This is a genomic window from Sphaerisporangium sp. NPDC049457, assembly GCF_055586705.1.
Genome location: NZ_JBVJHR010000005.1, coordinates 191513 through 216977, shown reverse-complemented (window position 1 = coordinate 216977; position 25465 = coordinate 191513). Strand labels below are relative to the sequence as shown.

General features: G+C 70.1%; 25 protein-coding genes. 19 read left to right on the top strand and 6 right to left on the bottom strand.

Features of this window, described 5'->3' with window-relative positions; genetic code table 11:
- The first annotated feature begins 70 nt into the window (after nt 1–70).
- Nucleotides 71–799, top strand: a complete 729-nt coding sequence (locus ACZ6QO_RS10255) for a polysaccharide deacetylase family protein (protein WP_465849471.1) — start codon at nt 71–73, stop codon at nt 797–799.
- Here the strand turns inward: ACZ6QO_RS10255 and ACZ6QO_RS10250 are convergent.
- Nucleotides 772–1842: an acyltransferase family protein gene (locus ACZ6QO_RS10250; protein ID WP_465849692.1), complete on the bottom strand. Its 1071-nt coding sequence runs from the start codon at nt 1840–1842 to the stop codon at nt 772–774. The genes ACZ6QO_RS10255 and ACZ6QO_RS10250 overlap by 28 nt on opposite strands.
- A gap of 371 nt (nt 1843–2213) precedes the next feature.
- Here ACZ6QO_RS10250 and ACZ6QO_RS10245 point away from each other — a divergent pair, with 371 nt between their 5' ends.
- The gene (locus tag ACZ6QO_RS10245) at nt 2214–3077 is read left to right on the top strand and encodes an MEDS domain-containing protein (protein ID WP_465849469.1); all 864 of its coding nucleotides are present in this window, start codon (nt 2214–2216) and stop codon (nt 3075–3077) included.
- The gene (locus ACZ6QO_RS10240) at nt 3074–4117 is read left to right on the top strand and encodes an anti-sigma factor RsbA family regulatory protein (RefSeq protein WP_465849467.1); all 1044 of its coding nucleotides are present in this window, start codon (nt 3074–3076) and stop codon (nt 4115–4117) included. Before ACZ6QO_RS10245 ends, ACZ6QO_RS10240 begins: the two co-directional genes overlap by 4 nt.
- Here the strand turns inward: ACZ6QO_RS10240 and ACZ6QO_RS10235 are convergent.
- Nucleotides 4054–6282 carry a molybdopterin-dependent oxidoreductase gene (locus tag ACZ6QO_RS10235; RefSeq protein ID WP_465849465.1) on the bottom strand — a complete coding sequence of 743 codons (2229 nt, stop codon included), beginning with the start codon at nt 6280–6282 and terminating at the stop codon, nt 4054–4056. The genes ACZ6QO_RS10240 and ACZ6QO_RS10235 overlap by 64 nt on opposite strands.
- Nucleotides 6283–6643: 361 nt before the next feature.
- Here ACZ6QO_RS10235 and ACZ6QO_RS10230 point away from each other — a divergent pair, with 361 nt between their 5' ends.
- The gene (locus tag ACZ6QO_RS10230) at nt 6644–6955 is read left to right on the top strand and encodes a hypothetical protein (RefSeq protein ID WP_465849463.1); all 312 of its coding nucleotides are present in this window, start codon (nt 6644–6646) and stop codon (nt 6953–6955) included.
- A gap of 96 nt (nt 6956–7051) precedes the next feature.
- Here ACZ6QO_RS10230 and ACZ6QO_RS10225 read toward each other — a convergent pair whose 3' ends face one another.
- Nucleotides 7052–7765 carry an HNH endonuclease family protein gene (locus tag ACZ6QO_RS10225; protein WP_465849461.1) on the bottom strand — a complete coding sequence of 238 codons (714 nt, stop codon included), beginning with the start codon at nt 7763–7765 and terminating at the stop codon, nt 7052–7054.
- A 135-nt stretch (nt 7766–7900) separates the two neighbouring features.
- On the bottom strand, nt 7901–8713 hold the full coding sequence (locus ACZ6QO_RS10220; protein ID WP_465849460.1) for a CPBP family intramembrane glutamic endopeptidase: 813 nt from the start codon (nt 8711–8713) through the stop codon (nt 7901–7903).
- A gap of 238 nt (nt 8714–8951) precedes the next feature.
- Between ACZ6QO_RS10220 and ACZ6QO_RS10215 the strand changes: the two genes are divergently transcribed.
- From ACZ6QO_RS10215 to ACZ6QO_RS10170, 10 genes are all read left to right on the top strand, one after another.
- Nucleotides 8952–9743, top strand: coding sequence for a glycosyltransferase family 2 protein (locus tag ACZ6QO_RS10215; RefSeq protein ID WP_465849458.1), 792 nt, complete (start codon nt 8952–8954; stop codon nt 9741–9743).
- A 291-nt stretch (nt 9744–10034) separates the two neighbouring features.
- Nucleotides 10035–10337, top strand: a complete 303-nt coding sequence (locus tag ACZ6QO_RS10210; RefSeq protein ID WP_465849457.1) for a hypothetical protein — start codon at nt 10035–10037, stop codon at nt 10335–10337.
- A 131-nt stretch (nt 10338–10468) separates the two neighbouring features.
- Nucleotides 10469–12226: a PP2C family protein-serine/threonine phosphatase gene (locus ACZ6QO_RS10205; protein WP_465849455.1), complete on the top strand. Its 1758-nt coding sequence runs from the start codon at nt 10469–10471 to the stop codon at nt 12224–12226.
- 54 nt (nt 12227–12280) lie between these two features.
- Nucleotides 12281–13321, top strand: a complete 1041-nt coding sequence (locus tag ACZ6QO_RS10200; RefSeq protein ID WP_465849453.1) for a cobalamin B12-binding domain-containing protein — start codon at nt 12281–12283, stop codon at nt 13319–13321.
- A gap of 158 nt (nt 13322–13479) precedes the next feature.
- Nucleotides 13480–14181 (top strand): phosphotransferase, encoded by a 702-nt coding sequence (locus ACZ6QO_RS10195; protein ID WP_465849451.1) that lies wholly within the window; start codon nt 13480–13482, stop codon nt 14179–14181.
- A 334-nt stretch (nt 14182–14515) separates the two neighbouring features.
- On the top strand, nt 14516–14776 hold the full coding sequence (locus ACZ6QO_RS10190) for an NERD domain-containing protein (protein WP_465849450.1): 261 nt from the start codon (nt 14516–14518) through the stop codon (nt 14774–14776).
- 219 nt (nt 14777–14995) lie between these two features.
- Complete coding sequence (locus tag ACZ6QO_RS10185; RefSeq protein WP_465849449.1) at nt 14996–15958, top strand: hypothetical protein; 963 nt, start codon at nt 14996–14998, stop codon at nt 15956–15958.
- Nucleotides 15959–15965: 7 nt separating this feature from the next.
- Nucleotides 15966–16796 (top strand): hypothetical protein, encoded by an 831-nt coding sequence (locus tag ACZ6QO_RS10180; protein ID WP_465849447.1) that lies wholly within the window; start codon nt 15966–15968, stop codon nt 16794–16796.
- Nucleotides 16797–16798: 2 nt separating this feature from the next.
- On the top strand, nt 16799–17266 hold the full coding sequence (locus ACZ6QO_RS10175; RefSeq protein ID WP_465849445.1) for an NUDIX domain-containing protein: 468 nt from the start codon (nt 16799–16801) through the stop codon (nt 17264–17266).
- Nucleotides 17267–18015: 749 nt separating this feature from the next.
- Entirely contained in the window at nt 18016–19149 is a 1134-nt protein-coding gene (locus ACZ6QO_RS10170; protein WP_465849443.1) for a Kelch repeat-containing protein, read from the top strand.
- A 240-nt stretch (nt 19150–19389) separates the two neighbouring features.
- Here ACZ6QO_RS10170 and ACZ6QO_RS10165 read toward each other — a convergent pair whose 3' ends face one another.
- Both ACZ6QO_RS10165 and ACZ6QO_RS10160 read right to left on the bottom strand, forming a co-directional pair.
- The gene (locus ACZ6QO_RS10165; protein WP_465849441.1) at nt 19390–19869 is read right to left on the bottom strand and encodes an AAA family ATPase; all 480 of its coding nucleotides are present in this window, start codon (nt 19867–19869) and stop codon (nt 19390–19392) included.
- Nucleotides 19866–20171: a hypothetical protein gene (locus tag ACZ6QO_RS10160; protein ID WP_465849440.1), complete on the bottom strand. Its 306-nt coding sequence runs from the start codon at nt 20169–20171 to the stop codon at nt 19866–19868. Before ACZ6QO_RS10160 ends, ACZ6QO_RS10165 begins: the two co-directional genes overlap by 4 nt.
- A gap of 21 nt (nt 20172–20192) precedes the next feature.
- Between ACZ6QO_RS10160 and ACZ6QO_RS10155 the strand changes: the two genes are divergently transcribed.
- The 5 genes from ACZ6QO_RS10155 to ACZ6QO_RS10135 all read left to right on the top strand — a co-directional run bounded on the left by ACZ6QO_RS10155 (nt 20193) and on the right by ACZ6QO_RS10135 (nt 25462).
- On the top strand, nt 20193–20546 hold the full coding sequence (locus ACZ6QO_RS10155) for a hypothetical protein (RefSeq protein ID WP_465849438.1): 354 nt from the start codon (nt 20193–20195) through the stop codon (nt 20544–20546).
- 365 nt (nt 20547–20911) lie between these two features.
- Nucleotides 20912–21268: a PadR family transcriptional regulator gene (locus ACZ6QO_RS10150; protein WP_465849436.1), complete on the top strand. Its 357-nt coding sequence runs from the start codon at nt 20912–20914 to the stop codon at nt 21266–21268.
- A complete protein-coding gene (locus ACZ6QO_RS10145) occupies nt 21265–22437 on the top strand; it encodes a hypothetical protein (protein ID WP_465849435.1) in 1173 nt (390 codons plus the stop codon). The genes ACZ6QO_RS10150 and ACZ6QO_RS10145 overlap by 4 nt, the downstream gene beginning before the upstream one ends.
- Before the next feature lie 272 nt (nt 22438–22709).
- Complete coding sequence (locus ACZ6QO_RS10140; RefSeq protein ID WP_465849433.1) at nt 22710–24482, top strand: carbamoyltransferase family protein; 1773 nt, start codon at nt 22710–22712, stop codon at nt 24480–24482.
- Nucleotides 24479–25462: a glycosyltransferase family 2 protein gene (locus ACZ6QO_RS10135; protein ID WP_465849432.1), complete on the top strand. Its 984-nt coding sequence runs from the start codon at nt 24479–24481 to the stop codon at nt 25460–25462. Before ACZ6QO_RS10140 ends, ACZ6QO_RS10135 begins: the two co-directional genes overlap by 4 nt.
- Nucleotides 25463–25465 lie beyond the last annotated feature (3 nt).

Sequence of the window (25465 nt, the reverse complement as noted above, 5' to 3'; positions counted from 1 at the left end):
CCCGATGTCGGGGTATCAGGTTGTTTGGATAGATCGCTACATCTCTGGGGCTTCACTAAGATGCGGTGGCATGTTGTGGAGAGTCCGGCTTCTGGTCGCCAGCGTGTGCGCGGTAGGTCTTCTGGTCGCCCCGGCGGCCGCCGACACGAAGAAGAAGGCGGACGATCCGCCCAAGCCGTACTGCGCCCTCCATAAGTGCATCGCCCTGACCTTCGACGACGGGCCGTGGCCCTACACCCCCGCGTTGCTCGACACGCTGAAGAAGCACAAGGCGAAGGCCACCTTCTTCCTGCTCGGCAGGAAGGTCGTGAACCGCACCGAGCTGACGCAGCGCATCGTGCAGGAGGGCCACGAGGTCGGCAACCACACCTGGAACCACCCGGACCTGACCAAGCTGTCCGACGATGAGATCCTGCAGGAGCTGAACTCGACCTCCGACGCCATCGAAGGCGCGATCGGCGAGCGGCCGGCGATGATGCGCCCGCCGAACGGGGCCACCGACGCCCGGGTCCGCCGGCTGACGGCCGAGCTCGCCCTGCCGCAGATCCTGTGGACCGGGTCCACCCTCGACTGGCAGGCCCGCAACGTCAAGGTCATCACCGCCCGGACGCTCAAGCTGGCCAAGCGCAACGGGGTCATCCTGCTGCACGACATCGTCCCCGAGACCGTCAAGGCCATGCCGGCCGTGCTCACGGCCCTGGAGAAGGAGGGCTACCACTTCGTGACGGTGTCGACCCTGCTGGGCGGGCGCGAACTCGAGGGCGGCGAGGTCTACCCCACGCGGTCCAAGTCCAAGTAGCCGTCGCCGGCGCGGAGCGAGCGGTCGAGGGCGGCCCTCAGCCGCCGTTGCAGGGGCACCTCCACCAGGCGGTACACGGCGTAGGCCAGGGCGAGGACGCTCAGGATGACCAGCGCCAGGGTGAGCCACCTGCCCAGCGGGGCGTGCCACCAGCCGATGAGCAGGTACCCGATGTGGTGGTGGAACAGGTAGAGCGGGTAGGTCAGCGCGCCCAGCACGGTCAGCCATCGCCAGTCGACCGCGTCAAAGGCGCCCAGCGCCACCATGATCATGATCAGGAAGATGAGGGAGATCACGCCGACCACCAGGCCGGTTCCGAGCTCCGCGCCGAACCTCTGGACGGCCGGCGGGTTCTCCCCCAGCACCTGGACCAGGGCGACCAGCCAGCCGGCGCCCACGAACAGCCAGGGGAACAGCGATCCCCCGAAGCGGTGGACGAGGTACAGGGCCATCCCCGCGATGAAGTAGGGGGCGCTGAACGGGACGAGGACCGCCTGCAGCAGGTCGGCGTCCACCCGCTCGGCGACGGCCAGGAGCAACAGCCAGCCGCCGAGAAAGGCCAGGCAGCGTCGGTAGGTGATGCCGATCGCCGCGAACACCGCGATGAGCGCGTAGAAGATCAGCTCCTGCCAGAGCGTCCAGTACACGATCTCCAGGTCGCGCACCCTCAGCCCGTGCTGGAGCATGGTGAGGTTGGCGAGCAGTTCGCTCAGGGTGGGCCGGTGGTCGGTGGTGAGACCCATGACCGCCAGCGCGCCGAGAACGATGACGCTGGCCCAGTAGGCGGGGTACAGCCGGGCGATGCGCGAGGAGATGAACGCGCCGGGGGTCCTGCCCCACGCGCTCATCAGGATCACGAAGCCGCTGATCATGAAGAACAGGCGGACGCCGTAGACGCCGAACATGGTCATCGCGCTGAGGGTGGGGAAGGCGTTCGGCGTCCCCCAGGCCCGGGTCTGCCCGTAGTGGAAGAGCACCACCGCGAACGCCGCGCAGAACCGGAGCAGATCGAGAACGCGCAGCCGTTGCCGGTCGGACTGCACAACCGGCAAATCGGAAATCTGGGGGGCTGAGGCCAGCATGGGGACGAATATAGCGACGAAGATCGTCCTTAACGCCTCTCCCTCCTGGACAACCCGCGATTCCGGCGGCGCCGGGCCCCGCGGCCGTACGCGGAACCGGTGGCGAAATACCGCGCCGTCCGGCCCTCCTCGTCGCCAGGACGCCATTCGCCACCGCCGGGATTTCGGCCCGCGGAGGGCGATGATCAGCATATTCAGCCCTACGACCGCCGATATGTGGCTGGTAGCCTGAATTTCAGCCCGGTACTCGGGTTGGCCGGGCAGCGCGGCGATCAGTGCCCGGGTGCGGCACGGAGAGACAGGGTCCGCGATCGCCAGAGATGAGGGGGTCGATGGACCCATCGGTGATCGAGCGGCTGCGTCCGGGCGACCATGTGTGCTGGACGTTCGACCATGAGGAACAGCGGCAGGCCGTCGTGGCCGGTTATGTGAAGGCCGGCGTCCGCGCCAACCAGAAGATCGTCTACCTCTCCGACACACCCGCGGACACTCTGGTGCGCGAGTTGCAGGCCGGCGGCGTGGACGCGCGGCGTCTCACCCGCACCGGGCAGCTCCACGTGAGCGACCCCCAGGACGGCGCTCTGGCCGCGGACCTCCTCGACCCCATGGCGGTGCTGGACGCCTGGCAGCGCGAGATCGCCGTGGCGCGCGGCGGCGGTTACACCGCCCTGCGGCTCATCGGGGACATGGCGTGGGCGAGCGCGCCACGGGTCGCCGCAGACCGTCTCAACTGTTACGAGGCGCAGGTGAACCGCATCTTCGCCGACGGCTACGCCATGGCGCTGTGCCTGTACGACCGGCGGCTGTTCGACCCGGGCAGGCTCGTGCGCCTCTCGGCCGCGCACCCGTCCACGGTGGACCCGGCCACCGACTGGAACTGGCGGCCCCTGCTGCGCATGGAGCGCACCTGCGAACCGCCGGGGTTGCGGCTGATCGGCGAGGCCGACGCCTCCAACCGCGACGCGCTGGCCGCGACCCTGTCAGACCTCATCGACGAGATGTCCATGTCCCGGGTGGGCTCTCCGGTGACCCTCGACGTGGCCGGGCTGCGTTTCGCCGACGCCGCGGCGGCCCGGCTGCTGATGAGCGCGGTCGGCACCGCCCCGCCGGAGGTGCGCATCACCGGCTGTTCCCTTTCCCTCGTGAAGCTGATGAAGTTGCTGGGCGGCGAGCCGCGGACCGGGGCGTTCGCATGACAGAGCAGACGCTCTCGCCGGCCGACGCCGCGGAGGACCCCTTCGAGCACATCGGCCTGTTCTACCGCGACGAAACCGAGTACGCGGCGGGCTGCACGGCGTTCCTGCGCCGGGGGCTGACCCGCGGCGAACCCGCCCTGGTCGCCGTGCCGGGCCGCAACGGCGAGCTCATCCGCGCCGAGCTGGGCGCGGACGGCGACGCCGTCGTCTTCGCCGACATGGCCGACGCGGGGCGCAACCCCGGGCGCATCATCCCGTCGGTGTTGCTGGCCTTCGCCGGCGCCCATCCCGGCCGCCGCGTGTGGATCATCGGGGAGCCGATCTGGGCGGGCCGCAGCACCATCGAGTACCCGGCCTGCGTCGCGCACGAAGCGCTGATCAACGCCGTGTTCACCGGCCGGGACGCGGCGATCCTCTGCCCGTACGACGCCTCGGCGCTCGACGCGTCGGCGCTCGCGGACGCCGAGCGCACGCATCCCATCCTTGATGACACCGGCGGCATCTGGACCAGCGCCGCCTACGGTGACCCCGTCGCGACGGCCGCCGCGTTCGACTGGCCGCTGCCCGCGCCGCCGGACTCCGCCGACCGGTACGCCTTCACGGGCGTCACCGCGCTGCCGGGCATGCGCGACTTCCTCACCGTGCGCGCGATGGCGGAGGGCCTGAGCGGCGACCGCATCATCGAGATGCTGCTGGCCATGAACGAGCTGGCCACCAACACCGCCGAATACACCTCCGGGTCCGCCACGGTCACGGTGTGGGCCGAGGACGGTGTGCTGGCGTGCCAGCTCGACGACGACGGGCACATCGGCGACCCGCTGACCGGGCGCATCCCACCGGCGGCGGGCGCCACCCGCGGGCGCGGCATCCTCATCGCCAACGAGCTGGCCGACCTGGTGCGCATCCACCGCGGGCCCGCGGGCACCTCCATCCGGCTGCACTTTCGCCTGCCGGCGCCCGCGGGTGTGGACGCGGGTCAGCGCACGGCGGCGGAGGGCAGCGAGAACGACTCGATGAGCTCCGGCTCCTCCGCCTCGTAGGGGGCGAGGGTCACCGGAACGCCGTTGAAGACCGCGTTGCCGGACGGCACGTCGATCACCGACTCGTCCGTGAGGGCGTTGGCGTTGACCCCCGCGTGCTCGGCGGCGACGCGTTGCGCGCTGCCGGCGTGCCCCCATCCGTGCGGCAGGCTGACCACGCCTGGCATGATGGCGTCGTTCGGCTCGACCGGCACGACGAGCTCTCCGTTCGCCGAGCGGATGACGGCCCGCTCGCCGAGGCCGAGCCGGGCGACGTCGTCGGGATGTACGTGCAGGGTGCACTGGTTGCTCCCGCCGACCAGCGTCGGCACGTTGTGCAGCCAGCTGTTGTTGGAGCGCAGCTGGCGCCGTCCGATCAGCAGCAGGCCCGAGGCGGGGGCGTCCAGCCGCTCGCGCAGCCGTCCCGCCTCCTCCGCCAGCCGCGGCGGGGCCAGCTCGACGCGGCCGGACTCGGTGCACAGCAGCTCCGGCAGCCTCGGCGTGAGCGGTCCGAGGTCGATGCCGTGCGGGTTCGCGATCAGGTCGGCGAGCGACAGCCCGTGCGTCCCGAGCCGCAGGAAGGCGTCCAGTAGCAGCTCGGGGCCGCTGTCGCCGATGAGCGAGGCGCGCACCTCCGCCACGTCCCTGCCCGCGAACGGCGAACCCGGCGCCTGCGTCGCCCCGCCGAGGATCTGGTCGAGCATCATCTCGGTCAGCGCCGAGGGGTCGGCGTCGGCGCCCTGCCCGGAGGCGATGAGCGTCAGCTTGGACAGGATCTCGGCCTCGGAGAGCTGACCCGGCTCCAGCGGCAGGATGGCCGGGGAGAACCGGGTGTAGTTGCGCACGGTGACCGACAGCAGCAGGAAGTCGTAGTGCGGCATCTGCAGGATGCGCGGCGGCGGCAGGATGACGTTCGCGTGCCGGGTGGTCTCGTTCAGGTACGGGTCCACGCACACCATGAAGTCGAGGTCCTGAAGGGCGCGGTCCAGGCGCGGGCCGCCGGGCGCGGACAGCACCGGATTGCCGGCCACCGCGACCAGGGCCCTGACCTGCCCCTCACCCGGCGTCTCGATCTCGTCGGCGAGGGTGGCCACCGGCAGTTCGCCGAGCGACTCGGGCAGGCCGCGCACGCGGCTGTGCCAGCGCCCGGTGGTGTACGGCTCGCCGGTGCGGCCGAGGTCCATGGTGGCGGTACGGGTGAACATGACGCCGCCGGGCCGGTCGAAGTTGCCGGTCAGGATGTTGATCACGTCGACGAGCCACTGCGTCGCCGTGCCGAACTCGACCGTGCAGCCGCCGATGCGGGAGTAGACGGCGGCCGTGGGCGCGGCGGCGAGTTCGCGCGCGAGGCGGGCGATGCTCTCGGCGGGCACGCCGCACACGCGGGAGACGACGTCGGGGGCGAAGTCGTCCGCCAGCCGCCGCAGGTCGCCGAGCCCCGCGACGTCGAGGTCGATCGTCGTGAGGTCCTCGGCGAGCAGGGTGTGGACGATGCCGAACAGCAGGTAGGCGTCGGTGCCGGGGCGGACGGGCAGGTGCTCGTCGGCGACGGCGGCGGTCCGGGTGCGGCGCGGGTCGACGACCACGAGCTTGCCGCCGCGCCGGCGCAGCGTCTTCAGCCGGCTGGGGAAGTCGGGGGCGCTGCACAGCGAGCCGTTGGACTCCACCGGGTTGGCGCCGAGCACGAGCAGGTAGTCGGTGCGGTCGACGTCGGGCACCGAGATGGCGAGCGCGTCGCCGAACATGTAGCCGCAGGCCACGTGCTTGGGCATCTGGTCGATCGTGCTGGCGGAGTACACGTTGCGCGTGCCGAGGGCCTGGCCGAGCGCTCCCCGGTACAGGATGCCGCCCATGGTGTGGAAGGTGGGGTTGCCGAGATAGAGGGCCACGGCGTCGCGGCCGTGGCGGTCGATGACGCCCCTGAGCCCCCGCTCGACGGTCTCGAACGCCTCCTGCCAGGTGACCTCGTGCCACTCGTCGTCCTGCTTGCGCACCAGGGGGACGCGGAGCCGGTCGGGGTCTTCGTCCAGATGGCCGAGGCTCGCCCCCTTCGGGCAGATGAACCCCTTGGAGAACGGGTCGTCCGGGTCGCCCTTGACGGAGGTGACGCGTCCGGTGTCGTCGAGCGTCAGCCGCAGTCCGCAGACGGCGTCGCAGAGGGGACAGGTCCGGTGCGCGGTTCTCATCGGCACTCCCAGAGATCGTCGATTGGACTCATGATGAGCGGGAGCCTGAGACCGGGGGAACCCCAGCAATCGGGGTGATAGGGGTCGATACGGGTAGGTCACCGGCGCCGCAGTGAGATTTGACACGCATTGGGAACTGAGGTTTACGAACCGGTTCGCGGCCAAAAATGGTTTTTCTCACGTACGGTGGGAGCCGGGGGTTTTCGCGGCGTGATCGCGGGCAGTCCGGTCGAGTTCGAGTCGGCCGATCGACCGTCCGCAAGGAGAGGGGAACCCGGCGGGGTGAGCTCGCCGGAGTCGCTCCGTCGATGGTGACCGTTCCGGCTGACGATGACGGGTGAACCACGGGAAGAGGGTCGTAATGGCGAACGAGGTCACCGACGGCAAGCTCGCCGCGCGCGAGCTTGCGGCACGGCTGCCCGGATGGACGGTCTGGTACGGGGAGCACACCGGGCGCTTCTGGGCCACGCCCAAGGGCGCCGCGAAGGGGGACCCGCGGCTCGCCGAGGGCGAGACCCCCGAGGAGCTGGAGGCCGCCGTGCGCGAGCTCGTCGCCGGCCCGCAGGCTCCGGTCCCGCCCGCGCAGCAGCCGCAGCAGCAGCCGCAGCCGCACGCGAACCAGGCGCCGATGGCGCCCGAGCAGTACCGCCACCCGGTCGGCGCGAGGAACTGACCGGGCCCGCCGCCGGCGCGAGGAACTGAGGGCGGGAGAAGCGGCCGGCCACCGGCCCGTCGCCGAGCGGCCGCGGGAGACCCGACCGGCCGCCGGTCAGCGGCACTGGGCGAGCATGACGGACTTGTCCGCCCTGGTGACCGGCAGGCCGTACTTCACCGCCACCTGCGCGAACCGCGCGACGTACGCGCAGCGCACCTTCCGTCGGGGAGGCAGCCAGGACGCCGGGCCCGCGCCGCCCTTGTCCTCGTTCGCCGGCCCGTAGACCGGGATGAGGTTGAGCGGGTCGTTGGCGATGCGCACCCGCTTGGCCATGGTCCAGCGGGAGGCGCCCATCCGCCACTCGTACGACAGCGGCACGACGTGGTCGACCTGGACGCGGTCGGCGCGGCGCTTGCGCCACTGGATCGTCCTGCCGGTGTAGGGGTCGCGCAGCTTCATCGCCACGACGACGCAGCGGGATCCGTCGCGGTAGGCCACCTCCTCGCCGTCCCGGGCCAGCAGGTCGTCACGGGTGCGGCAGCCGTTGCGCGCGTACGGGACCCCGCGCGCGGTGTCCGCCCAGTTCTCGCCGAACCGGGCGCGCGTGTAGCCCTGTTTGGAACCCTGGTGGCCGACGCGCACCCGCCTGATGAGGTCGAGTGCCTCCGCGCGGTCCATGCGCGAGGTGATGGCGACCAGGCCGGGCTTGGTGCCGTCCGGGTTCTCCAGCGGGCTCGCCCGCTGCACGACGCGCGCGGGCGCGTCGTCCTTCGCGGCATGGCCGGCCAGGGACACGAGCACTATGGCGACCCCCGCCACGGCGACCATCCCGCGCGCGCTCAGTGCCGCCTCCCGGGCATGTACGGGTGATGACTCGGTGACCTATCAATCCCCATAAATCTCGCGATCGACACCGGCCCGTCCCGGATCGGCCGCGGCAGGGCGGGGCGGCTTCGCGAGCGCTCAGGGGAGCCAGGCCACGCGGCCGTGGAGCAGGCCGTACCCGACGAACGCGACCGCGTCGATGAGCGTGTGCGCGACGACCAGCGGCATCGCGCGGCCCCACCGCTGGTAGAGGCGTCCGAACAGCAGGCCCATGGCGACGTTGCCGACGAAGCCGCCGAAGCCCTGGTACAGGTGGTAGGAGCCCCGGATCGCCGCCGAGAGTCCGACCGCGTGCCAGGGCCGCAGGCCGAGCGCGTCCAGGCGGTGCAGCAGGTAGCCGCTCACGATCACCTCTTCGAGCACGCCGTTCTGCGCGGCGGCGAGCAGCAGGACCGGCACCCGCCACCAGACGTCGGGGAGCCGGTCGGGCACCACGTCCAGGTTGACGCCGGCGCGGAACGCCAGCAGGTAGAACGCCAGCCCGGTGCCGCCGACGACGGCCGCGAGCAGCGCGCCGCGCAGCAGGTCGCGTCCCGGCTCGCGCAGGTCGGCGCCGATGGTGCGCGCCGACTCGCCGGACCGCGCGAGCAGGTAGGCGACCAGCGCCACGGGAGCCAGGGTGATCATCATGTCGGTGAGCTGGTACGACAGGTCCAGCCACGGGCGGCCGGGCGCCATCGTGCCGACGAGCACCGCGTGCTGCCCTTTGAGGTCGGCGGGCGCGGTGAGCGAGCCGATCAGCGAGACCAGCGAGCGCAGCGCACTGGCCCCGAGCGACACCGCGAACACGACGACGATCTCGGCCCTGACGAGCCGCGGATCGAGCGCCGCGACCCCCTCCTCCACCGGGCGTGCCGCCGGCCGTCCGGCGGGTCCTGACGCATCGAGCACGGTCCGACCGTAGAGGGTCGGCCGTCAGCACGGCGTGAGGACGGCGCGGCGACCGGGAAAGTCACGGCACAGTGGCACATTCCCGATTTGGCCCTCCCAATCTTCATGCCCGAAACGTCCGGCCGGACATCCCCGCACGTCGCACGCACCTCCGGGACCAGGCCGTAAATGTCGGACGATCATGGTTTTGCAAGGAGTCGTCAAGTCGCTTGCAGGCGGCCTGGGCCACCATGTGCCCATGACGACGTACGGGATCACCGCGCCCCAGGGCAAGTACACCCCTGTCAGCGACGACCTCGCCATCGGCACGACGGTCAGCGTGGTCGTTCCCGCGATGAACGAGGCCGAGAACCTGCCGCACGTGTTCGCCACCCTGCCCCGCTGGATCGACGAGGTCATCCTCGTCGACGGCAGGTCCACCGACGACACCGTGGCCGTGGCCCGTGCCCTGCGCCCCGAACTGCACGTCGTCTCCCAGACCGGACGCGGCAAGGGCAACGCCCTCATCGAAGGCTTCGCGGCGGCGACCGGCGACATCATCGTCATGATCGACGCTGACGGCTCCACCGACGGACGGGAGATCATCCGTTTCGTGTCGGCGCTGGTCGCCGGCGCCGACTTCGCCAAGGGATCGCGCTTCACCGCGGGCGCGGGGTCGGACGACATCAGCCTCACCCGCTCGCTCGGCAACACGGTGCTGACCACGCTGACGAACTGGCTGTACGGCACCCGCTACACCGACCTGTGCTACGGCTACAACGCCTTCTGGGCCCGCCACCTGGACGATCTCGCCCTCGACTGCGACGGCTTCGAGATCGAGACGCTGATGAACGTGCGGGCGGCCAAGGCCGGGCTCGCCGTCCAGGAGGTCCCGAGCCACGAGCGCCGCCGCCTCCACGGCGCCAGCAACCTGCACGCCGTGCGCGACGGCTGGCGGGTGCTCAAGACCATCCTGCGCGAGCGCGGCCGCCCCCTGCCCGCACGGCGCCGCGCCACCGTCACCCCGGTGTCCGAGCACGTCGCCGCCTGAGGCGCACGGGCCGGGACCGCCGTCCTCGCCTCGCCCGCGGCGGTGGCCGTCTCACCGACGACCGCCCCGTCCCTCCTCCCCTCCGCGGCCCGCGACTCCCGTGCGGCACACGCCCGCCCAGGGCAGGAATCCCGATGGGGAGGGCAAAGGGAGCGGATGTCATCGAACACGTTTTCGAAGAGTTGCTCAGTGCGTGTGGCTTCGATTGCGGAGGCGCCAGGCAGTTGATATTGCTTGCGCTAGCGAGCCCGCCGAAGGGATCAAAGATCCTTTTGGTGAGAGGTGGGCCACATGGTCAGATCGAGACGCCCCGGAGCGGCGCGGAGGCTGGAGGAGGCCTCCACCGTCGTCAGGGCCGCCAGCGGCCTCGTCGGGCAGACGTCCGGCCTGCTCGGGCACATGGCGTGCCTGCTCAGGCAACTCGTCATGATCGTCGGCTGGCTGGTGCTGCTGGCGGGTTCCGTCCGGCTGCTCCTCGACCCCCCGGCCACGCTCTCGCCCGAGCACTTCCTCGCTCCGGGGGCGGGGGCGGCGGCCGTCGCCCAAGGTCTGGTCAGGATGCCGTCCCAGTGGTGGAGATCACGGCGGCCGTAGGTCGATGCCGCATATTGTCGGGCCCTGCGACCTTGCCCAAGTCTCCTGACGGCCACCCATAACCCGAGAGGTCCTCTTTCACCGGAGAACTCCACAGGTAGGCTTGTTTCACTCGATGTGGAAGGTCCGTGATGTCACGAGCACGACCGGCCGGCGAGATCCCCGGCTCCATCAACGAACTCTCCACCCATCACGTGACCGACCCGTCGCGGAACCCGGGCAGGGCCCTGGACGCGAAACTCCTATACGCCATCCTGGACGCCTCCGGCGAGGGAGTCGTTCTGTGCGACGCGGGCGGTCACGTCATCATGTCCAACCCGGCCGCCGGCCGCATCGTGCCCGACCTCGCCCCCGGCGTCCTCACCGCCTTCGGCGCCGCCGCGGCCCTGTTCGACCAGACCAGCCCCACCGGCGAGGTCCGGCGAGCCCTCTACGGCGACCGGTTGATCCGCGTGCGCCGCGAGACGTTCGGCCTCGCCCACCAGGTCTGGTACCTGTCCGACGTCACCGCCGAGTGCGGCGCCGACGCCGGCCCGGAGTCACCCGCGAACCGGCGTACGGAATTCCTCATCGAGGCGGGCCACCGGCTGTCGGCCTCGTTCAACACGCGCCGCTGCGCCCGCACCACGGCCGAACTGGCCGCTTCGTTCCTGGCCGACGCCGCCACGGTGATGCTTCCCCCCGACCATCGCCGAACCCGATGGATGCGCGCCACAGCCGGGGAACCCATGGTCGAGGAGGGCGGTGTGGCGCCCGCCGCCGCCGAGGTGCCCGGCCTGACCGAGGCGCTGTACGAACACCCGGCCATGCCCAGCCGCCACCTCGACCCCGCCCAGGTCCCGGCGTGGCTCCTGCCCCCCGGCTTCGGACCGGCCTCGCACATTCTGATGACGCCGCTGCTCGGCACCGGGACACCCACCGGCGTCCTCGTGCTCGCCCGCCGACCGGGCGCGCCGCCCTTCGACGAGGACACCGAGATCCTGGTACGCGCCTTCGCCGTGCGGGCCGGCGCCGCCATCGCCGCTGCCATGCTCTACCAGGAGCAGAGCGCCACCAACGCGATTCTGACCGAGGACCTGCTCCCGCCGCGGCTGCCCGTACTCGATGAGGCCGAACTGGCCGGATCGATGCGCGCCTCGCAGCAGGCCGGGCTGATCGGCGGCGACTTCTACGACGTGTGCCTGCCCGACCCCCCGGACGGTACGGGCGCACGGCACGCCGCGCCGCTGGTCATCCTCGGGGACGTCTGCGGCAAGGGCGCCCGCGCGGCCGTCCTGGCCGGACACATCCGCCACGGCCTGCGCACCCTCCTGCTCCTGGAAAGCCGGCCGGAACGGCTCATCGAGCTGATCAACCGCACCCTGCTGGCGTCCACGGCGCCCGATTCCTACGTCACGCTGGTGATGGCCGGACTGCGTTCAGGCCGCGAGGGGCGTCTCCTCGTGGACCTGGCCGTGGCCGGGCACCCCGAGCCGCTGATCCTGCGCCAGGACGGCGGCGTCGAGGAGGTCACCGCCCACGGCTCCATGCTCGGAGTGCTGGACCGCATCGACCTCAACCCCGTCACCGTCGAACTCGCCCCCGGTGAGCTCTGCCTGCTCTACAGCGACGGCATCACCGAGGCGTCCGGCGGCCCCACCGGCCGCGAGCTGTACGGGACCGAACGGCTGAAGGCGGCCCTGGCCACCTGCGCCGGCATGTCGTCCACGGCCGTGATACAGCGCCTGGAGCAGCTCACCACCGCCTGGGCCTCCCACGGCGAGAAGGACGACCGCGCCCTGCTGGCCATCAGGGCGCGCCCCTTCCCGTACCGTCGCCCCTCGACGCCGCCGGACCACGCCGGCGCAGAGCCCGCCGGCCGCCGGCCGGAACCCGACCACGACTCCTGACGCCCGGCCCACCGCCACCACGGCGGCACCATCGGGCCGGGCGGGAAGGCGCAGATGACCGACCCCGCTCTCGCCTCCGACCTGAGCACGGCCACCGATCGCTACCTGAAGCTCATCGGTGAGGCCGACGAGTACGGCGCCCTCGACCTGGTGCTGGGGTTGCTGGACGCCGGCGTGTGCCCCGAACGCCTGCTCCTGGACCTCATCTCGCCCGCCCAGCGCCGGGTGGGCGAACTGTGGGCGGCCGACGAGTGGTCGGTGGCCCGCGAGCACGCGGCGACGGCCGTCAGCGAGCGGGCCGTCGGCGCCGTCGCCGCCCGGGTGCGGACCCCGCCCAAGTACGGCCGGGTCACCGTCGCCTGCACCGACGGGGAGTACCACCAGCTCGCCGCGCGGCTGCTGGCCGAGGTGCTGCGGCTGCGCGGCTGGCAGGTGGACTTCCTCGGCGCGAGCGTCCCCGGCGCCCACCTGATCACCCACCTGCACCAGACCGGCCCGGACGCGGTGGCGCTGAGCTGCGCCCTGCCCACCCGGCTGCCGCGGGCGCACGCGACGCTCACCGCCTGCCAGGCGGCCGGCGTCCCCGTGCTGGCGGGAGGGCCGGGTTTCGGGGCGGACGGGCGCTTCGCCCGCAAGCTCGGCGCCAACGGATGGGCGCCGACGGCGGACACCGCCGCCGACCTCCTGCGGGCCGGGCTGCCGCGGTCCTTCCACGCCCCGCTGGACACCCTGCCGCACCTGGCCGACCTCGAGTACGCCCGCCTGGTCAAGGGCCGCGCGGGACTCATCGACCACACGATGCGCGCGCTCGCCGACGCCTTTCCGCCGATGGCCTCCTACAACGAGCGGCAGCGGGAGGCCACCGCCGAGGACCTCGGCCACATCGCCGACTTCCTCGCCGCCGCGCTGTACGTCGACGACGTCCCGCTGTTCACCGACTTCGTCACCTGGGCCCGCGCCATCGAGCGGGCACGCGTAGGGCCGTCCGGAACGATGCTGCCGGCCCTGCGCCTGATGGCCGACGAGCTGCACGACCTGCCCCGCACCCGCCGGCTCCTGTCCACCGCCCTCCACACCGCCCACGCCGCAACCTGACGTCGTACCCGCGACAGCGAACTCGGCGACCATATGACCATCAGCCAGAGGGCCTGCTTCAGGTCACCGGGCCGGTCGCCCCCGGCACCGGCTTTCCCCCTCACGCTGGCAGCGGTCCGACATGCCACTAATGACCGCATTTTCAGTACATTCTGGTGATGCGGATGAGTGAACTGCTGGCTTCAGGGCGCACCGCCGATGTGTACGCGCTCGACGACGGGCGGATTCTCCGCCACTACAGGAACGGGGCGGACGCCACCGGCGAGGCGGCCGTCATGACCTACCTCGCCGGCCACGGATACCCGGTACCGGTGGTCCATCCGACTCCCGACGGCGCCCCCTCTGATCTGGTGCTGCAGCGGCTGTCCGGTCCGACGATGCTGCTTGCCCTGATCGACGGCACGATGTCCCCGGAGGAGGCCGGGTCGACCCTCGGGCGGCTCCTCCACCGCCTGCACTCCATCCCGGCGCGGACCTCCGGCGCCCCCGGCGACCGCGTCCTTCACCTCGACCTGCATCCGGGCAACGTGCTCCTGACCCCGGACGGCCCCTTCGTCATCGACTGGTGCAACTCGGCCGAAGGGCCTCCGGCGCTGGACTGGGCCATGTCCGCGTTGATCCTGGCGCAGGTCGCGCTCGCCCCGGAGGTCGACCCGGCACGGGCGGGAATGGTACGTACGGCGCTCGTCTCACTGCTGTCGGCCCTCGGCGACACCCTCGACCTCGGCGACCCGCGTTCCGGCCCCCTCGCCGACGCCGGGACGAGACGGGCCGCCGACCCGTCCCTGAGCCGGGAGGAGGCGAACCTCGTCACCCCAGCCCTGACCTTGATCGTGGAATCCCTGCCTCACCACCCATAAGACGAGTACGGCAAGGCACGTAGTACGGCCATCGCACCGACCGTCGGCGCCGACGGAGACAGCCATCGCCGAAACGGCAGGACAGCGAAGACATGGCTGATCGCGAACGGCACGTCCCAATATCGACGCGCCGACCATCTCGACGTAGGCGAGCGCCCGGGCCCCCGTTCTTCGCGACGCCCAACGCGGCGACGAATGATGCCAGGGACATATCTGGCAGCAGCGGAGCCATTGTGAGCCGCCCGTTATCGGAGCGCTCGCGAACTGCCCGGCCCGCGACCTATTCTGGCCCGGAAAGCACGCAGCAGCCCCCCACTGCACTGGAGATCCGGACGTGCGCGAAGGCCGATGGACCACGATCACGCCTTCCCAGTACCAGCATGAGCGCGAGGCCCTGGAGCACGTCCGCACGGCCCTGCCCGATGCCGAGCCTTATCGCGCCTGGTCGAATTTCACCTTCACCGCGAACACCGGCCATGTGCGGGAGGTCGATCTGTTCGTTGCCGCACCGAGCGGCCTTTTCTCGTCCTCATGCCGCCACGCTCGCAGCCAGACCTCTGCTGCACCTGCTTCGCAGGCTGCCGGCGCCCGTTGACCATGCCTTCGTCCACGGCCAGGGCTATCTGATCCACAACCTGCGGGTGCTGCACGGCCGCAGAGCGTTCATTGGGAATCGCAGGGCGGTAAGGCTCCTGGCCACCGTGACGCGGTCCTCCGAATACGCCTACCTGAACGAAGGCTTCCGTTTGCCGACGGAGTATCGCTCCGACGAGACCAGGGGCTGAGAGTGCGCAATTCGAGGCGATACAGCCAGGTGATCCAGCACCTGCAGGCCCTTCCCGGACAGACTTCCACGGAATTCCCCCAGGCCATCCGCCAGGTCGTCGAGCAGATCCCCGAGCCCGAGGAAACGCTGCGCGGCATCCTTGGGTTACCCAGGGTCGAGCACTCCATCCGCTTCTGCGCGCTGTACGGCGTGCTGCTCCGCCTGCGGAGAGAGGAACGCCACAGCGAGTACGAGCACACAGTCGTGGCTCACACCAAGCTTTTCAGTAAAGAGCCCTATTTTCCCACCTTCCTGGCGATAATCGAGCGCAACCGGGGCGACGTGGCCAGCCTTCGGAAAGCCGTCGAATATTCCCGCCGCGCGGCACGGGACATGCCGGATGTCGCCGGGGTCGTACATCAATTGGCCGCCTTCATGGCAGAGTATCTTGAGCGGAGAGAGGAATCTCCAACGGTCAAGGACCTTGAAGAGGCCGAGCGTTGCGCAGACTCAGCCATAACATCCACCAACGGGAGAATCGCACATTACCACGAGACAAAGGCACGTATCCTCGCACTTCGCCGCGAATTCGACTCGGCTCGCATATCCGTGACCCGGGCGATAGAGCTGGAGCCTCGCCAGGCCCGCGATTACCACCGGCGTCTGATGCAATATCAAACCACACGCATGCGCATCGACATGATGGAGCAGCAGGCGCGATGGCACGAAATGCAAGAGAACAACAAGCGAGAGCTAACGGAGTTCAAGAACCAGCAACTACAGCTTCTGGGCCTGCTCGCGGCTGTGGTCGCTCTGATCGCGGCCGGGGCGAACATCGCGAGCCAGAGCAAGCCCTCGGACGGAGTCCTGCTCATCGAGGTGATGGCCGGAGCGGTCGTCATCGTGTTCTCGGCGTTCTCCCTGATGGCGGCGCGGTCCCTCTGGCGCGTTCTGGTCGGCTTCGCGGCGGGTCTCGCTCTCATATTGATCCCGCACATTTTCGGACGGTGACACCACAGTGAAGGTGCTGGACATCACGCAGAGCCCTGGCTCGCGCACGAAGCCGACCGAGGACAGGGCGGGCTCGTCGGGAAATCTTGGGTGGGTCATCGACGGCGCTACCGACTTCACCAACGAGAGAACCCTCCCCGGCAGCTCGAACGTCCAGTGGCTGGTGGACCTGGTGGACGGCATTCTGCGTGAACTGGGCGCGCTGAACGAGTGCACGCAGGTCACCGATGTCTTCGACCGGCTGGGTGAGATGGTTCGTACCGAGTCGGCCTCTGTCGCTCCCCCCGGTCTGCGTCATCATCCCTGCTGCTCGATCGGGCTGGCGGTCTTCGACACCGATTCTGTGGAACTGGGCCGCATCGGTGACGCCGTGCTGGTGGCCTACGCGGGAGACCTTGTCAGGCAAGAGGTCAGCACCGATTTCTTCAATCAACGTGAAGCGCGAGCCGTGCGGCAGTCGAGGTCTGCCCAGCAGACAAGGGAAGAGATCATGGCGGCCATGTTCTCCCGGCGCCTGGAGTACATCACAGGCGTCCACCCGGAATCGGTCTTCTCAGGGCATCCGGCGGGAGTTTTCCACGTGCATCGGCACACCATGCCGTTGAAGCTCGCAGAGACGGTGCTGATCTGCACCGATGGATTCGCCCGAGCCGTTGACGACTATCGGCTGTTCCCCGACTGGCAAGAGCTCGGCCGCTATGCGCGCGATGCCGGCCTGAACGGCGTCACCCGACTGATCAGGCAGCACGAGGCGTCTTCGGCCGGCGTGTCAGGTGACAAATTCAAGGGCGCCGACGATGTGGCGGCCATTCTATTAGGCAGCGAAAGCGAGAGATGAGCATGGACGGCCCTGACCGCCTCCGTAGTGAAGGCATGCCCGAGTACCTTGTCGAGCGAGACCCCGGATACTACGAGTACCAACTGCCGATATCGGTTAAATTGGTGATCGACATGGGCGGGCAGATTCCGCTACTTATGAATGAACGGGATGAGTGGGAGCTGCCGGGCGGGAAGCTCGAAGTCGGTGAGACGCCAGAGGTGTGCGTCTGCCGGGAGGTCTTCGAGGAGCTGCACCTCACCGTCAGCGTCGAGGAGATCGTCGACACCTGGGTGTACGAGATCACCAAACTGCGGCACACCTTTGTCGTGAGCTACGGAACCACCTACAACGGAGACGAAGAGGTGCGCAGCTCCAACGAGCACAAGAGGCTCGGGCTGTTCACCTACGACGACGTGCCGGCCCTTCGCATGCCCGAGCCTTACAAGCGCACCATCCAGACCTGGCAGAAGATCATCGCCCAGCGATGACGCGGGTGGTTCTCAACGACGGCGACGGCCGTCGGGGGGCATTGCGCCCACTGCGCAAAGCGACAAGAAGCCCTCGGCCTTCGCCGAGGGCTTCGTAGCGTCGTGGTGAATGTCAAAAGGCCGGATAGCGGGGGCACGTTTCCATGCCCCCGCCTCCTCAGAACCGGACGTGCGGCGTCAACCGCATCCGGCTCAAGCAGGTCGCTATGAGCGTTCGGGAAGCTGCGTATGTGCTGGGCCCGGCTGGCGGTCGGGCTGATGCCGTCTGGCGCAGTGGGCGTGTACAAGGCGGTAACGTTCGTCCGTCTGGCTGCCGGTCCGAGTGAGGATGATCTGGCGGATCATCGCTATCCGGATCATGGTGAACCATCGCTCCCACGCACGGGGGGACTCGGGTTCACGCGTGGCGTGCAGGAGAAATTCGCCGCACAACGGGCAGCATCCACCTTGGTCCCGGATCTGACGGGCGTTTGATGGTGCCAGCGGCGGCGGTTTCCGGCGTCGTCGTCGGCCTTGCCAGTAGTCGGTCAGAGCGGGATCGTCGGGCGAGGCCCGATGCTTGACCAGTATGTGACGGACGATAGGTGTCCAGGCGAACTTGTGGAGGTAGGCGCCGCTGTGGCGGTCACTACCATCGAGGGAGCATGCACATGCATCCTTCGACCAGCTCGACGGTTGCTTAAAGCGACTGGCCGACCAAAAGCCCACCCGATAGGGTCACGACCCCCGAGCTCCGGAGGAGGGGACATATGCAGGTACCGATGAGCCGGCGCAGCCTCTTGGCCGTTGGCGCCGCCACGGCCGGAGGCGTTCTCGCCGGCGGCACCGTCCTCCTGAATCAACGCGAGAAGCCCTCGGAGGGCGATAAGTTACACCTTACTTCCACTTCTCTCCCGAAAGCGCCTATCGTCGCCCGGACCGATCATTCTGTCACCTGGACAGGCAGCGAGTTGGCCGTGTGGGGCGGATGGAATGGCGACAAGGCACATACCCGGTATTTTACCGACGGCGCACTGTACAATCCGACCACACGTCTATGGCGGATGATGCCCGAGCTATCGCTGCACTACAGCAACGATCACCTGGCTGTATGGAGCGGCTCGAAGTTGCTCATCTGGGGCAGTGTCGCTCCGGGTTCGCTGCGTGATGGTGCCGCGTACGACCCTCAGAAGAATGTGTGGCACACCCTCCCTGATGCTCCGTTGGAGCTATCTGCGGCCGAGCCATACGTTTACGGCCGCAGCATCATCTTCGCCCCCGTTCGATACAGAATTCCACTCGGCAAACCCGCCAAACCGCTACTGGTCTTCGAGCAGCAGAACAAGCGGTGGCGCGCCATCGAGGGCATCGGGGTGCATGTCATCGACATGGTGTCTGACAGCGCAGGAGTCATTGCGCTCACCTTCGACCCGTCCAGCAATGTACTGACGACGCAACGACTGGACCGCGGCCTGGCTCGCCTCGAACGGGCAACGAAGCTGCCACTGGACTCAAGCGTGGATTCTGCGGGACTGCTGTGGGGTGAGACTGGATTGGTAGGAGTCTTCAGCGAAGGCAGCCAAAGCCGAATAGTCGAGCTGGGAGACGGCACTCGATGGCGCGAGGTGGGCCGTTTTTCTTCCCGCGTCTTCCGGTCGAAAGCCGAGTTGCATGGGGATCGGCCACCAAACCGTATATGGATGGCGAGTGGCCGCATCTGGTCGGCATCGTCGGCCGGTGTCGCAGTCTACGACCCTCGTGTAGCCCGATTGCGATCTGCGTCAAGGGCGGTCGCGTTCGCAGGCGGCTGCCCTGCCGAGATGACGCCGGTGATCGCCGGAAACCAGTTGCTCATGTGGGGGGACGCGGCTGCGACGGATTCGTTGGCAACGATGACGCGATAGGTGCGGCTGTGCAACTGCCGACACTCTGACCACCAGACCGAAGAACGACCGAACCCGGCTCCACCCCCATTCGAGGTCTCCTCACCCGCCGTGCCTGACGGGACTCCAGACCTGCCGCCACAACGATGACCGGTCCGGCAGTCGTCATCAGTTGGACGCGGACCCGTATCGCACGCTCTCGACCAGTCGCCAGACGCTCGTCGAAGGATTCTTCAGCGGATCATCGTCATCGGGTGAAGCTTACGCGCCCGGAGCCGCGGCAAAGAGATCGTCATTGACGATCGGGACAGCACCATAACGCCCGGCGAGGTATCTCCGCGCCCGGTTCTCGTCCGGGCGGGGCTTGAACTCCGACAAGGAGGACAATTCGGTCTCGCCGTATTCATTCTTTTCCGTGAACCAGATCTGGTCCCGGCGGAGTACCTCTTCACCCTGGATACGGCCGAGCAGCGTCGCGTCATGGCTGGTGAAGATCAGTTGAGCATCGCGAGGATTGGTGGACGGGTCACTGAACAAATGGATGAGCTGCGCCGACAGATAAGGGTGCAGACTCGAGTCCAGCTCGTCCACGATGAGGGGAAGTCCCCGGTCCAATGCCCGGAAGACGGGTATGCCGATCTCGTAGAGAGCGCGCGTCCCGAGAGACTGGTCCTCAAGCGTCAGGGTGAACGCGCCCGTCTCACCTCTGTGCCTGAAGACCAGATACTTGCGAGGTTTCACGAGGTACCGGCCGTCCACGCCAAGTCTGCGACCCGTTTCGCCACCTCCGCGTCCGACTCCGTGATCACCTCGGCCGTCTCGATGCCCGTGTCCGCGGCCCGCAGGAGTGCCGTAAGTCGTTCGATATAGCCCCGACGATCAAGGGCCGCCACGGTCAGCCCGGCGCCATGCGAGGAGCGTCCCGTCGCGGGCCCTCTGTCCAGTACGCCGGCGAACCAGTCATAGACCGGCCGAACCAGTCTTTGCTTCGACCGGGCCGCCACGGACAGGAACAGAACGTTCGACTCCGTGATCTCCTCCACCTGTCGCATGGAATCCGGAGAATGATCGCCGTAGGAGTACACGTCCTCAGTGCGGTGAAAGATCGTATGTTTCGCTTTTGCGGAAAGCTGTACATCCACTCTTCGACCACCTGCTCGTCGTCCACAGAGAAGCCGTACGTGTGCCTGACTCCTCAGATCGGCGGCCAGGCGTTCATCCCCGAACAGCAGGTCACCGATGCCTGGCTGTGCCGCCGTGTCGATGTGACCCCACAGGGCTGGGCGACCGGCCACAACGGTTCCTGGCAGCGGCGGTCGGCCGATGAGGCGTGCCACCACTCGGTGGCGGTTGTGCGCGGTTTCTCCGAAGAACGGCAGGGCAGGCAGGCTGCGCCCATAAATGACAATTCGTGTTGAATTTCTTGACTCACGATGTCATGCGACACATCATCCATGTGTCCTGTCCCCGAACAGGAGGGAACCGCATGAGCGAGCCAGAGGACGAGGCCGTGCAGGTCGTCGAGATCAGAATCCGGCTTCTGGATCGGCTTGAGACCGCCGCGGTCGGCGGGTCCACCGGCGACTGAGGCCACGGGACCGGCGGGTCCGCGCCGACCCGCCGGCTCGACGATCAGGTGAGGGCCATGAGGATCGATCGAGGAGAGGCATGAGAAGCGTGGACGGTCTCCGCCGTACCGGGGCTGACGCGTCCGGCCGGGGACGGGGTGGCCGGATCCGGACGGCCTCTTGCCGGATAAATCTATATAGATAGAGTTACGCGGGTGACCCGAGCCAGGCGTCCTTCCCCCCAGACGATCGCGGTGCTCACCGCGCTCGCCGCCGCGCCGTCCGAGTGGCGTTACGGCTACGAGCTCGGACGGCAGGTCGGCATCAAGGCCGGCTCTCTCTACCCCATCCTCATGCGGCTGTCCGACCGGGGCATGCTGGAGACCGCGTGGGAGCCCGACCCGCCCGCGGGCCGCCCGCCCCGGCACCTCTACCGGCTCACCGGCCCAGGTCTGGAGATGGCCACGGCCGAGGCCGAGAGGGCGGCTCATGCCAAGGCTGCCGCCGAGACGGCGGCCGGGGCCGGGGAGTCCGCGGGCCGCGTCCAGGGCGAGCCGCGGAGCGCGTGGTGAACGGCCGGCCTCCGCGTGACGCGGCGTGGCGGTTCCTCGCCCTTGCGGTGTGGCTGCTGCCCCCGGGCCGGCGCGACTGGGGCGCGGCCATGCGCGCCGAACTCCAGCAGATCGACGGCGGGGCCGCGCGCCTGGGCTTCGCGCTCGGCTGCCTCAGGGCGGCGCTCGTCCAGCCCGCGGCGCTGCGCGCCCTCGCCCACCTGGCCGGCACGGCCGCCGCGGTGGGCGCGGTGCTGGCGTCCGGCATCGTCTACCCCGGCGCCCGCGTCCTGGTCGTCGCGCTGACTCTGGTCCTCGCCGCGCTGGCCTGGGCGGGCGGCAGGCCGGGCGTGTTCGGGCCGGTGGCGGGCTCGCTGACGGCGCGGGTGATACGGACCGCCGGCTACACCGTGGCGGGGGCGTATCTGCTGGTCGCCGTCATGGACTCCCGGGGTCCGCAGTACCTGCGGCCCGACTTCCACGTCCCGCTCGGCATGATGATGCTGGTGCTGTACACCGTCGTGATGCTCGCGGCCACCGCCCGCGGGTCGGCCGCGCGACCGGCGGCGCTGGCGTACGGGACGGCGGCGGGCCTGGTGGCCGGCGCCGCGTGCTTCCTGCTCATCCCCTTCGAACGCGTCCTGCCTCCGCTGGCCGACGTCCTGCCGGGGCGCGGATCGTGGCCGCTGGCGGCGCTCGTGGGCGCGTTCGCGGCGGCGGTGTTCGCGGTCGCCCGGCGCACGCGCGACACCGGTCAGGTGTTCATGACCGTGCTGTGCGCGGGCGCCGTCGGCTGCGCGGTCGTGTCCGTCCTCGGCGACGCGGCGTGGCTGCTGTTCCCCGACCGGATGCCGGGCATCGTCCCGCTCAACGCGGGGCCCGCGCCGATGCGGCAGGCGCTGAGCCGCATGGAGGCCGGGGACGAGTACGTGGCGGCCATCGTGTGGGGCAGCCTGCTCGCCGCCGTGCTCGCGACGATGCTCCGGCCGGTCGTGCGGACGCTGACGGCCGCGCTGCGCACGCTGACGTTCGCCGGCGCCGCGCTCACCAGCTTGGCCGCGACCGCCGGAGAGCAGTCGCTCGCCGTCCTCGCGGCCCTGACGGCCATCGTCCTCGGCGTCGTCACCTTGACGACCGCGCCGCGCGGCGAAGGCGGACGCGAGCCGGCGCCTGTGGACCGGCGCGGATGATCGGCGGGGCCCGCCGGCCGTCGCCGGAGCCTCGTCGAGGGTGATCAGCCGAGTCGTTTAACGTTCTCCCCGAGCCGCCGGAGTGATCAGTGCGACGGCCTCCGGCGGCGGTCGCGATGGCGGTCGTCCGCGGCGACAAAAGCCCGATTTCCGCTACACATAGTGACAAAGTTCAAGATTCACACCTTTCTACCTCGACGTATGCGCAAAGCGGCGTTTGGGAACCGCTTCGCTCGGTAACCAGACCACCGCGGCCCTACGGAGGTATGCCGATGCGGTTTCTGGGGATCAACGCCATATTCCATGATCCGGCGGCGGCCTTGGTCGTGGACGGAGAGGTCGTCGCGGCCGCCGAGGAAGAACGGTTCAGCCGCCGCAAGCATGGCAAGCGCCCGGTGCCCTTCTCGGCCTGGGAGCTCCCCGAGCGGGCCGCCGCGTGGTGCCTGCGGCAGGCCGGGCTCCGGCCCGAGGACCTCGACGGCGTCGCCTACTCCTACGACCCCGAGCTGGTGCGCCTTGACCAGCAGTCGCCCACCGGCTTCGGCATCGGCGTCGCCCGCGCGGCCGACGACGGCTCCGGGCTCGGCGGGGCGGGCGAACTCGGCCCCGGGCTCGCCGGCGGCGCGGCCGAGCTCCGCGACCCGAAGGCGGAGGTGTGCTGGGAAGGGTTGCGCACGACCTACGCGCGCCGCGCGCCCGCGTTCCTGGCCACCGCGCTGCCCGGGCTGGACACCGCGCAGGTGCGGTTCGTCCCGCATCATGTCGCGCACGCCGCCTCGGCCGGTCTGGCGGCCCCGTTCCGCGACTCGGCGGTGCTGGTGTGCGACGGCCGCGGCGAGGCCGTGTCGCACCTGGCCGGCCACTACCGGGACGGCGACCTGACCGTGCTGGCCGCCCAGCAGCTCCCCCACTCGCTCGGGCTGATGTACGAGGAGGTCACCGAGCACCTCGGCTTCCTGCGCTCCTGCGACGAGTACAAGGTCATGGCCATGGCCTCCTACGGCGAGCCCCGCCACCTCGGCGAGCTGCGCGAACGCATCTACGCCACCGGCGACGGCGGCTTCCGCGTCGAGCCGATCGACTGGAACCAGTACGCCAAGGCGCTCACCCGTCGCGACCTCGCGGCTGGCGCGGGCTGGACGGCCGACCACGCCGACCTGGCGGCCAGCGTCCAGGCCCGCCTGGAGGAGGTGCTGCTGGACCTCGCCGGATGGCTGCACGGGCGCACCGGCGAGCGGCGGCTGACCATGGCCGGCGGCGTGGCGCTCAACTGCGTCGCCAACACCCGCCTGCTGGCCGAAGGCCCCTTCGACGACATCTGGGTGCAGCCCGCCGCCGGAGACGCCGGCACCGCGCTCGGCGGCGCGCTGTACCTGGCGCACCTGCACGGCGAGCCCGCCGCGCCGATGCCCGGCGCCGACCTCGGCCGCGGATGGACCGACGAGGAGCTGGCCGCCTGGCTGACCTCGGCGGGCGTGCCGTACCGGCGGCCAGCCGACCTGGCGGACGCGGTCGCCGCCGAGCTGGCCGCCGACCGCGTCGTGGCCTGGTTCCAGGGCCGGTCGGAGTACGGCCCCCGCGCCCTCGGCCGCCGATCACTGTTCGCCCACCCCGGACGACCCGCCAACACCGAACGCCTCAACGCCGTCAAAGGCCGCGAGCAGTTCCGCCCCATCGCCCCCATGGTCCTCGCCGACCGCGCCTGCGAGATCTTCACCCGCGGCCCCATGACCAGCCCTTACATGCTCTTCGTCCACGACGTACGCCCCGAATGGCGCGACCGCATCCCCGCCGTCGTCCACGTCGACGGCACCGCGCGCGTCCAGACCGTGGACCGCGGCGCCGAACCGCTGCTCGCGGGCCTGCTGGAGGCGTTCGATGCCCGCACGGGGCTGCCGGTCGTCGTCAACACCAGCCTGAACACCGCCGGGCGTCCCATGGTGGACGACCCGCGCGACGCCCTGGAGTGCTTCGGCTCGGCCCCGGTCGACCTGCTGGCCATCGGGCCCTACCTGGTGCGCCGCGGGGAGGTGTTCAGCTCATGATCACAGTCGTCATCCCGACCATCGGCCGGCGCAGCCTGCGGCAGGTGCTCGACGCGCTCGACGCCGACCTGCCCACCATCGTGGTGGACGACCGGCCGCGGTTCTGCCCGGCGCTCAAGGTGCCCGGCCACGTCGAGGTGCTGCGGACCGGAGGACGGGGCCCCGCCGCCGCCAGGAACGCCGGTTGGCGGGCCGCCCGCACCCCGTGGATCGCCTTCCTGGACGACGACGTGGTGCCGCGGCCCGGCTGGCGCGAAGCGCTCGTCGCCGACCTGGCCGACCTCCCCGAGGACGTCGCGGGCTCGCAGGGACGCCTGCGCGTGGACCTGCCGGCCGGGCGGCGGCCCACCGACGCCGAGCGGAACACCGCCGCCCTCGCCGGCGCCGACTGGACGACGGCCGACATGGCGTACCGCAGGTTTGCGCTCGAGCGCGTCGGCGGCTTCGACGAGCGCTTCCCGCACGCCTACCGCGAGGACGCCGACATCGCGCTGCGGCTGCTCAAGGCCGGATACGGGCTGGCCAAGGGACGGCGCGTCACCCTGCACCCCGTGCGGGACGACGGGTTCTGGACCAGCGTCCGCGCCCAGCGGGGCAACGCCGACGACGCGCTGATGCGGCGGCTGCACGGGCCGGGGTGGCGCGCCGTCGTCGACGACGTCCCCGGCCGGCTGCCCCTGCACGCGCTCACCACCGCCCTCGGCCTGTTGTCGTGCGCCCTGCTGGCCACCGTGGGCGGGTCGCCGGGCCGGGCGCGCGGGCACGGGGCGCGCCCCGGTTCCAGGGTGCGCCGCCTGCCCGCGCTCGGCACCGCCGCCGGGCTGGCGTGGTTCGCGCTGACCGCCGAGTTCGCCTGGGCCAGGCTCGCCCCGGGCCCGCGTACCCCCGAGGAGGTGCTCCGCATGGCCGTGACCAGTGTGATCATCCCGCCGGCCGCCTGCGCGCACCGTCTGCGGGGAGAACTGCGGGTGCGCCGGTGACCG

Excerpts from the sequence above, each read along its gene's own strand:
- ACZ6QO_RS10245 (WP_465849469.1), top strand. The coding sequence starts at position 2,214 with ATGGACCCATCGGTGATCGAGCGGCTGCGTCCGGGCGACCATGTGTGC.
- ACZ6QO_RS10210 (WP_465849457.1), top strand. The coding sequence starts at position 10,035 with ATGGTCAGATCGAGACGCCCCGGAGCGGCGCGGAGGCTGGAGGAGGCC.
- ACZ6QO_RS10230 (WP_465849463.1), top strand. The coding sequence starts at position 6,644 with ATGGCGAACGAGGTCACCGACGGCAAGCTCGCCGCGCGCGAGCTTGCG.
- ACZ6QO_RS10235 (WP_465849465.1), bottom strand. The coding sequence starts at position 6,282 with ATGAGAACCGCGCACCGGACCTGTCCCCTCTGCGACGCCGTCTGCGGA.
- ACZ6QO_RS10140 (WP_465849433.1), top strand. The coding sequence starts at position 22,710 with ATGCGGTTTCTGGGGATCAACGCCATATTCCATGATCCGGCGGCGGCC.
- ACZ6QO_RS10205 (WP_465849455.1), top strand. The coding sequence starts at position 10,469 with ATGTCACGAGCACGACCGGCCGGCGAGATCCCCGGCTCCATCAACGAA.
- ACZ6QO_RS10175 (WP_465849445.1), top strand. The coding sequence starts at position 16,799 with ATGGACGGCCCTGACCGCCTCCGTAGTGAAGGCATGCCCGAGTACCTT.
- ACZ6QO_RS10195 (WP_465849451.1), top strand. The coding sequence starts at position 13,480 with ATGCGGATGAGTGAACTGCTGGCTTCAGGGCGCACCGCCGATGTGTAC.
- ACZ6QO_RS10170 (WP_465849443.1), top strand. The coding sequence starts at position 18,016 with ATGCAGGTACCGATGAGCCGGCGCAGCCTCTTGGCCGTTGGCGCCGCC.
- ACZ6QO_RS10155 (WP_465849438.1), top strand. The coding sequence starts at position 20,193 with ATGATCGCCGTAGGAGTACACGTCCTCAGTGCGGTGAAAGATCGTATG.
- ACZ6QO_RS10255 (WP_465849471.1), top strand. The coding sequence starts at position 71 with ATGTTGTGGAGAGTCCGGCTTCTGGTCGCCAGCGTGTGCGCGGTAGGT.
- ACZ6QO_RS10135 (WP_465849432.1), top strand. The coding sequence starts at position 24,479 with ATGATCACAGTCGTCATCCCGACCATCGGCCGGCGCAGCCTGCGGCAG.
- ACZ6QO_RS10200 (WP_465849453.1), top strand. The coding sequence starts at position 12,281 with ATGACCGACCCCGCTCTCGCCTCCGACCTGAGCACGGCCACCGATCGC.
- ACZ6QO_RS10225 (WP_465849461.1), bottom strand. The coding sequence starts at position 7,765 with ATGGTCGCCGTGGCGGGGGTCGCCATAGTGCTCGTGTCCCTGGCCGGC.
- ACZ6QO_RS10240 (WP_465849467.1), top strand. The coding sequence starts at position 3,074 with ATGACAGAGCAGACGCTCTCGCCGGCCGACGCCGCGGAGGACCCCTTC.
- ACZ6QO_RS10215 (WP_465849458.1), top strand. The coding sequence starts at position 8,952 with ATGACGACGTACGGGATCACCGCGCCCCAGGGCAAGTACACCCCTGTC.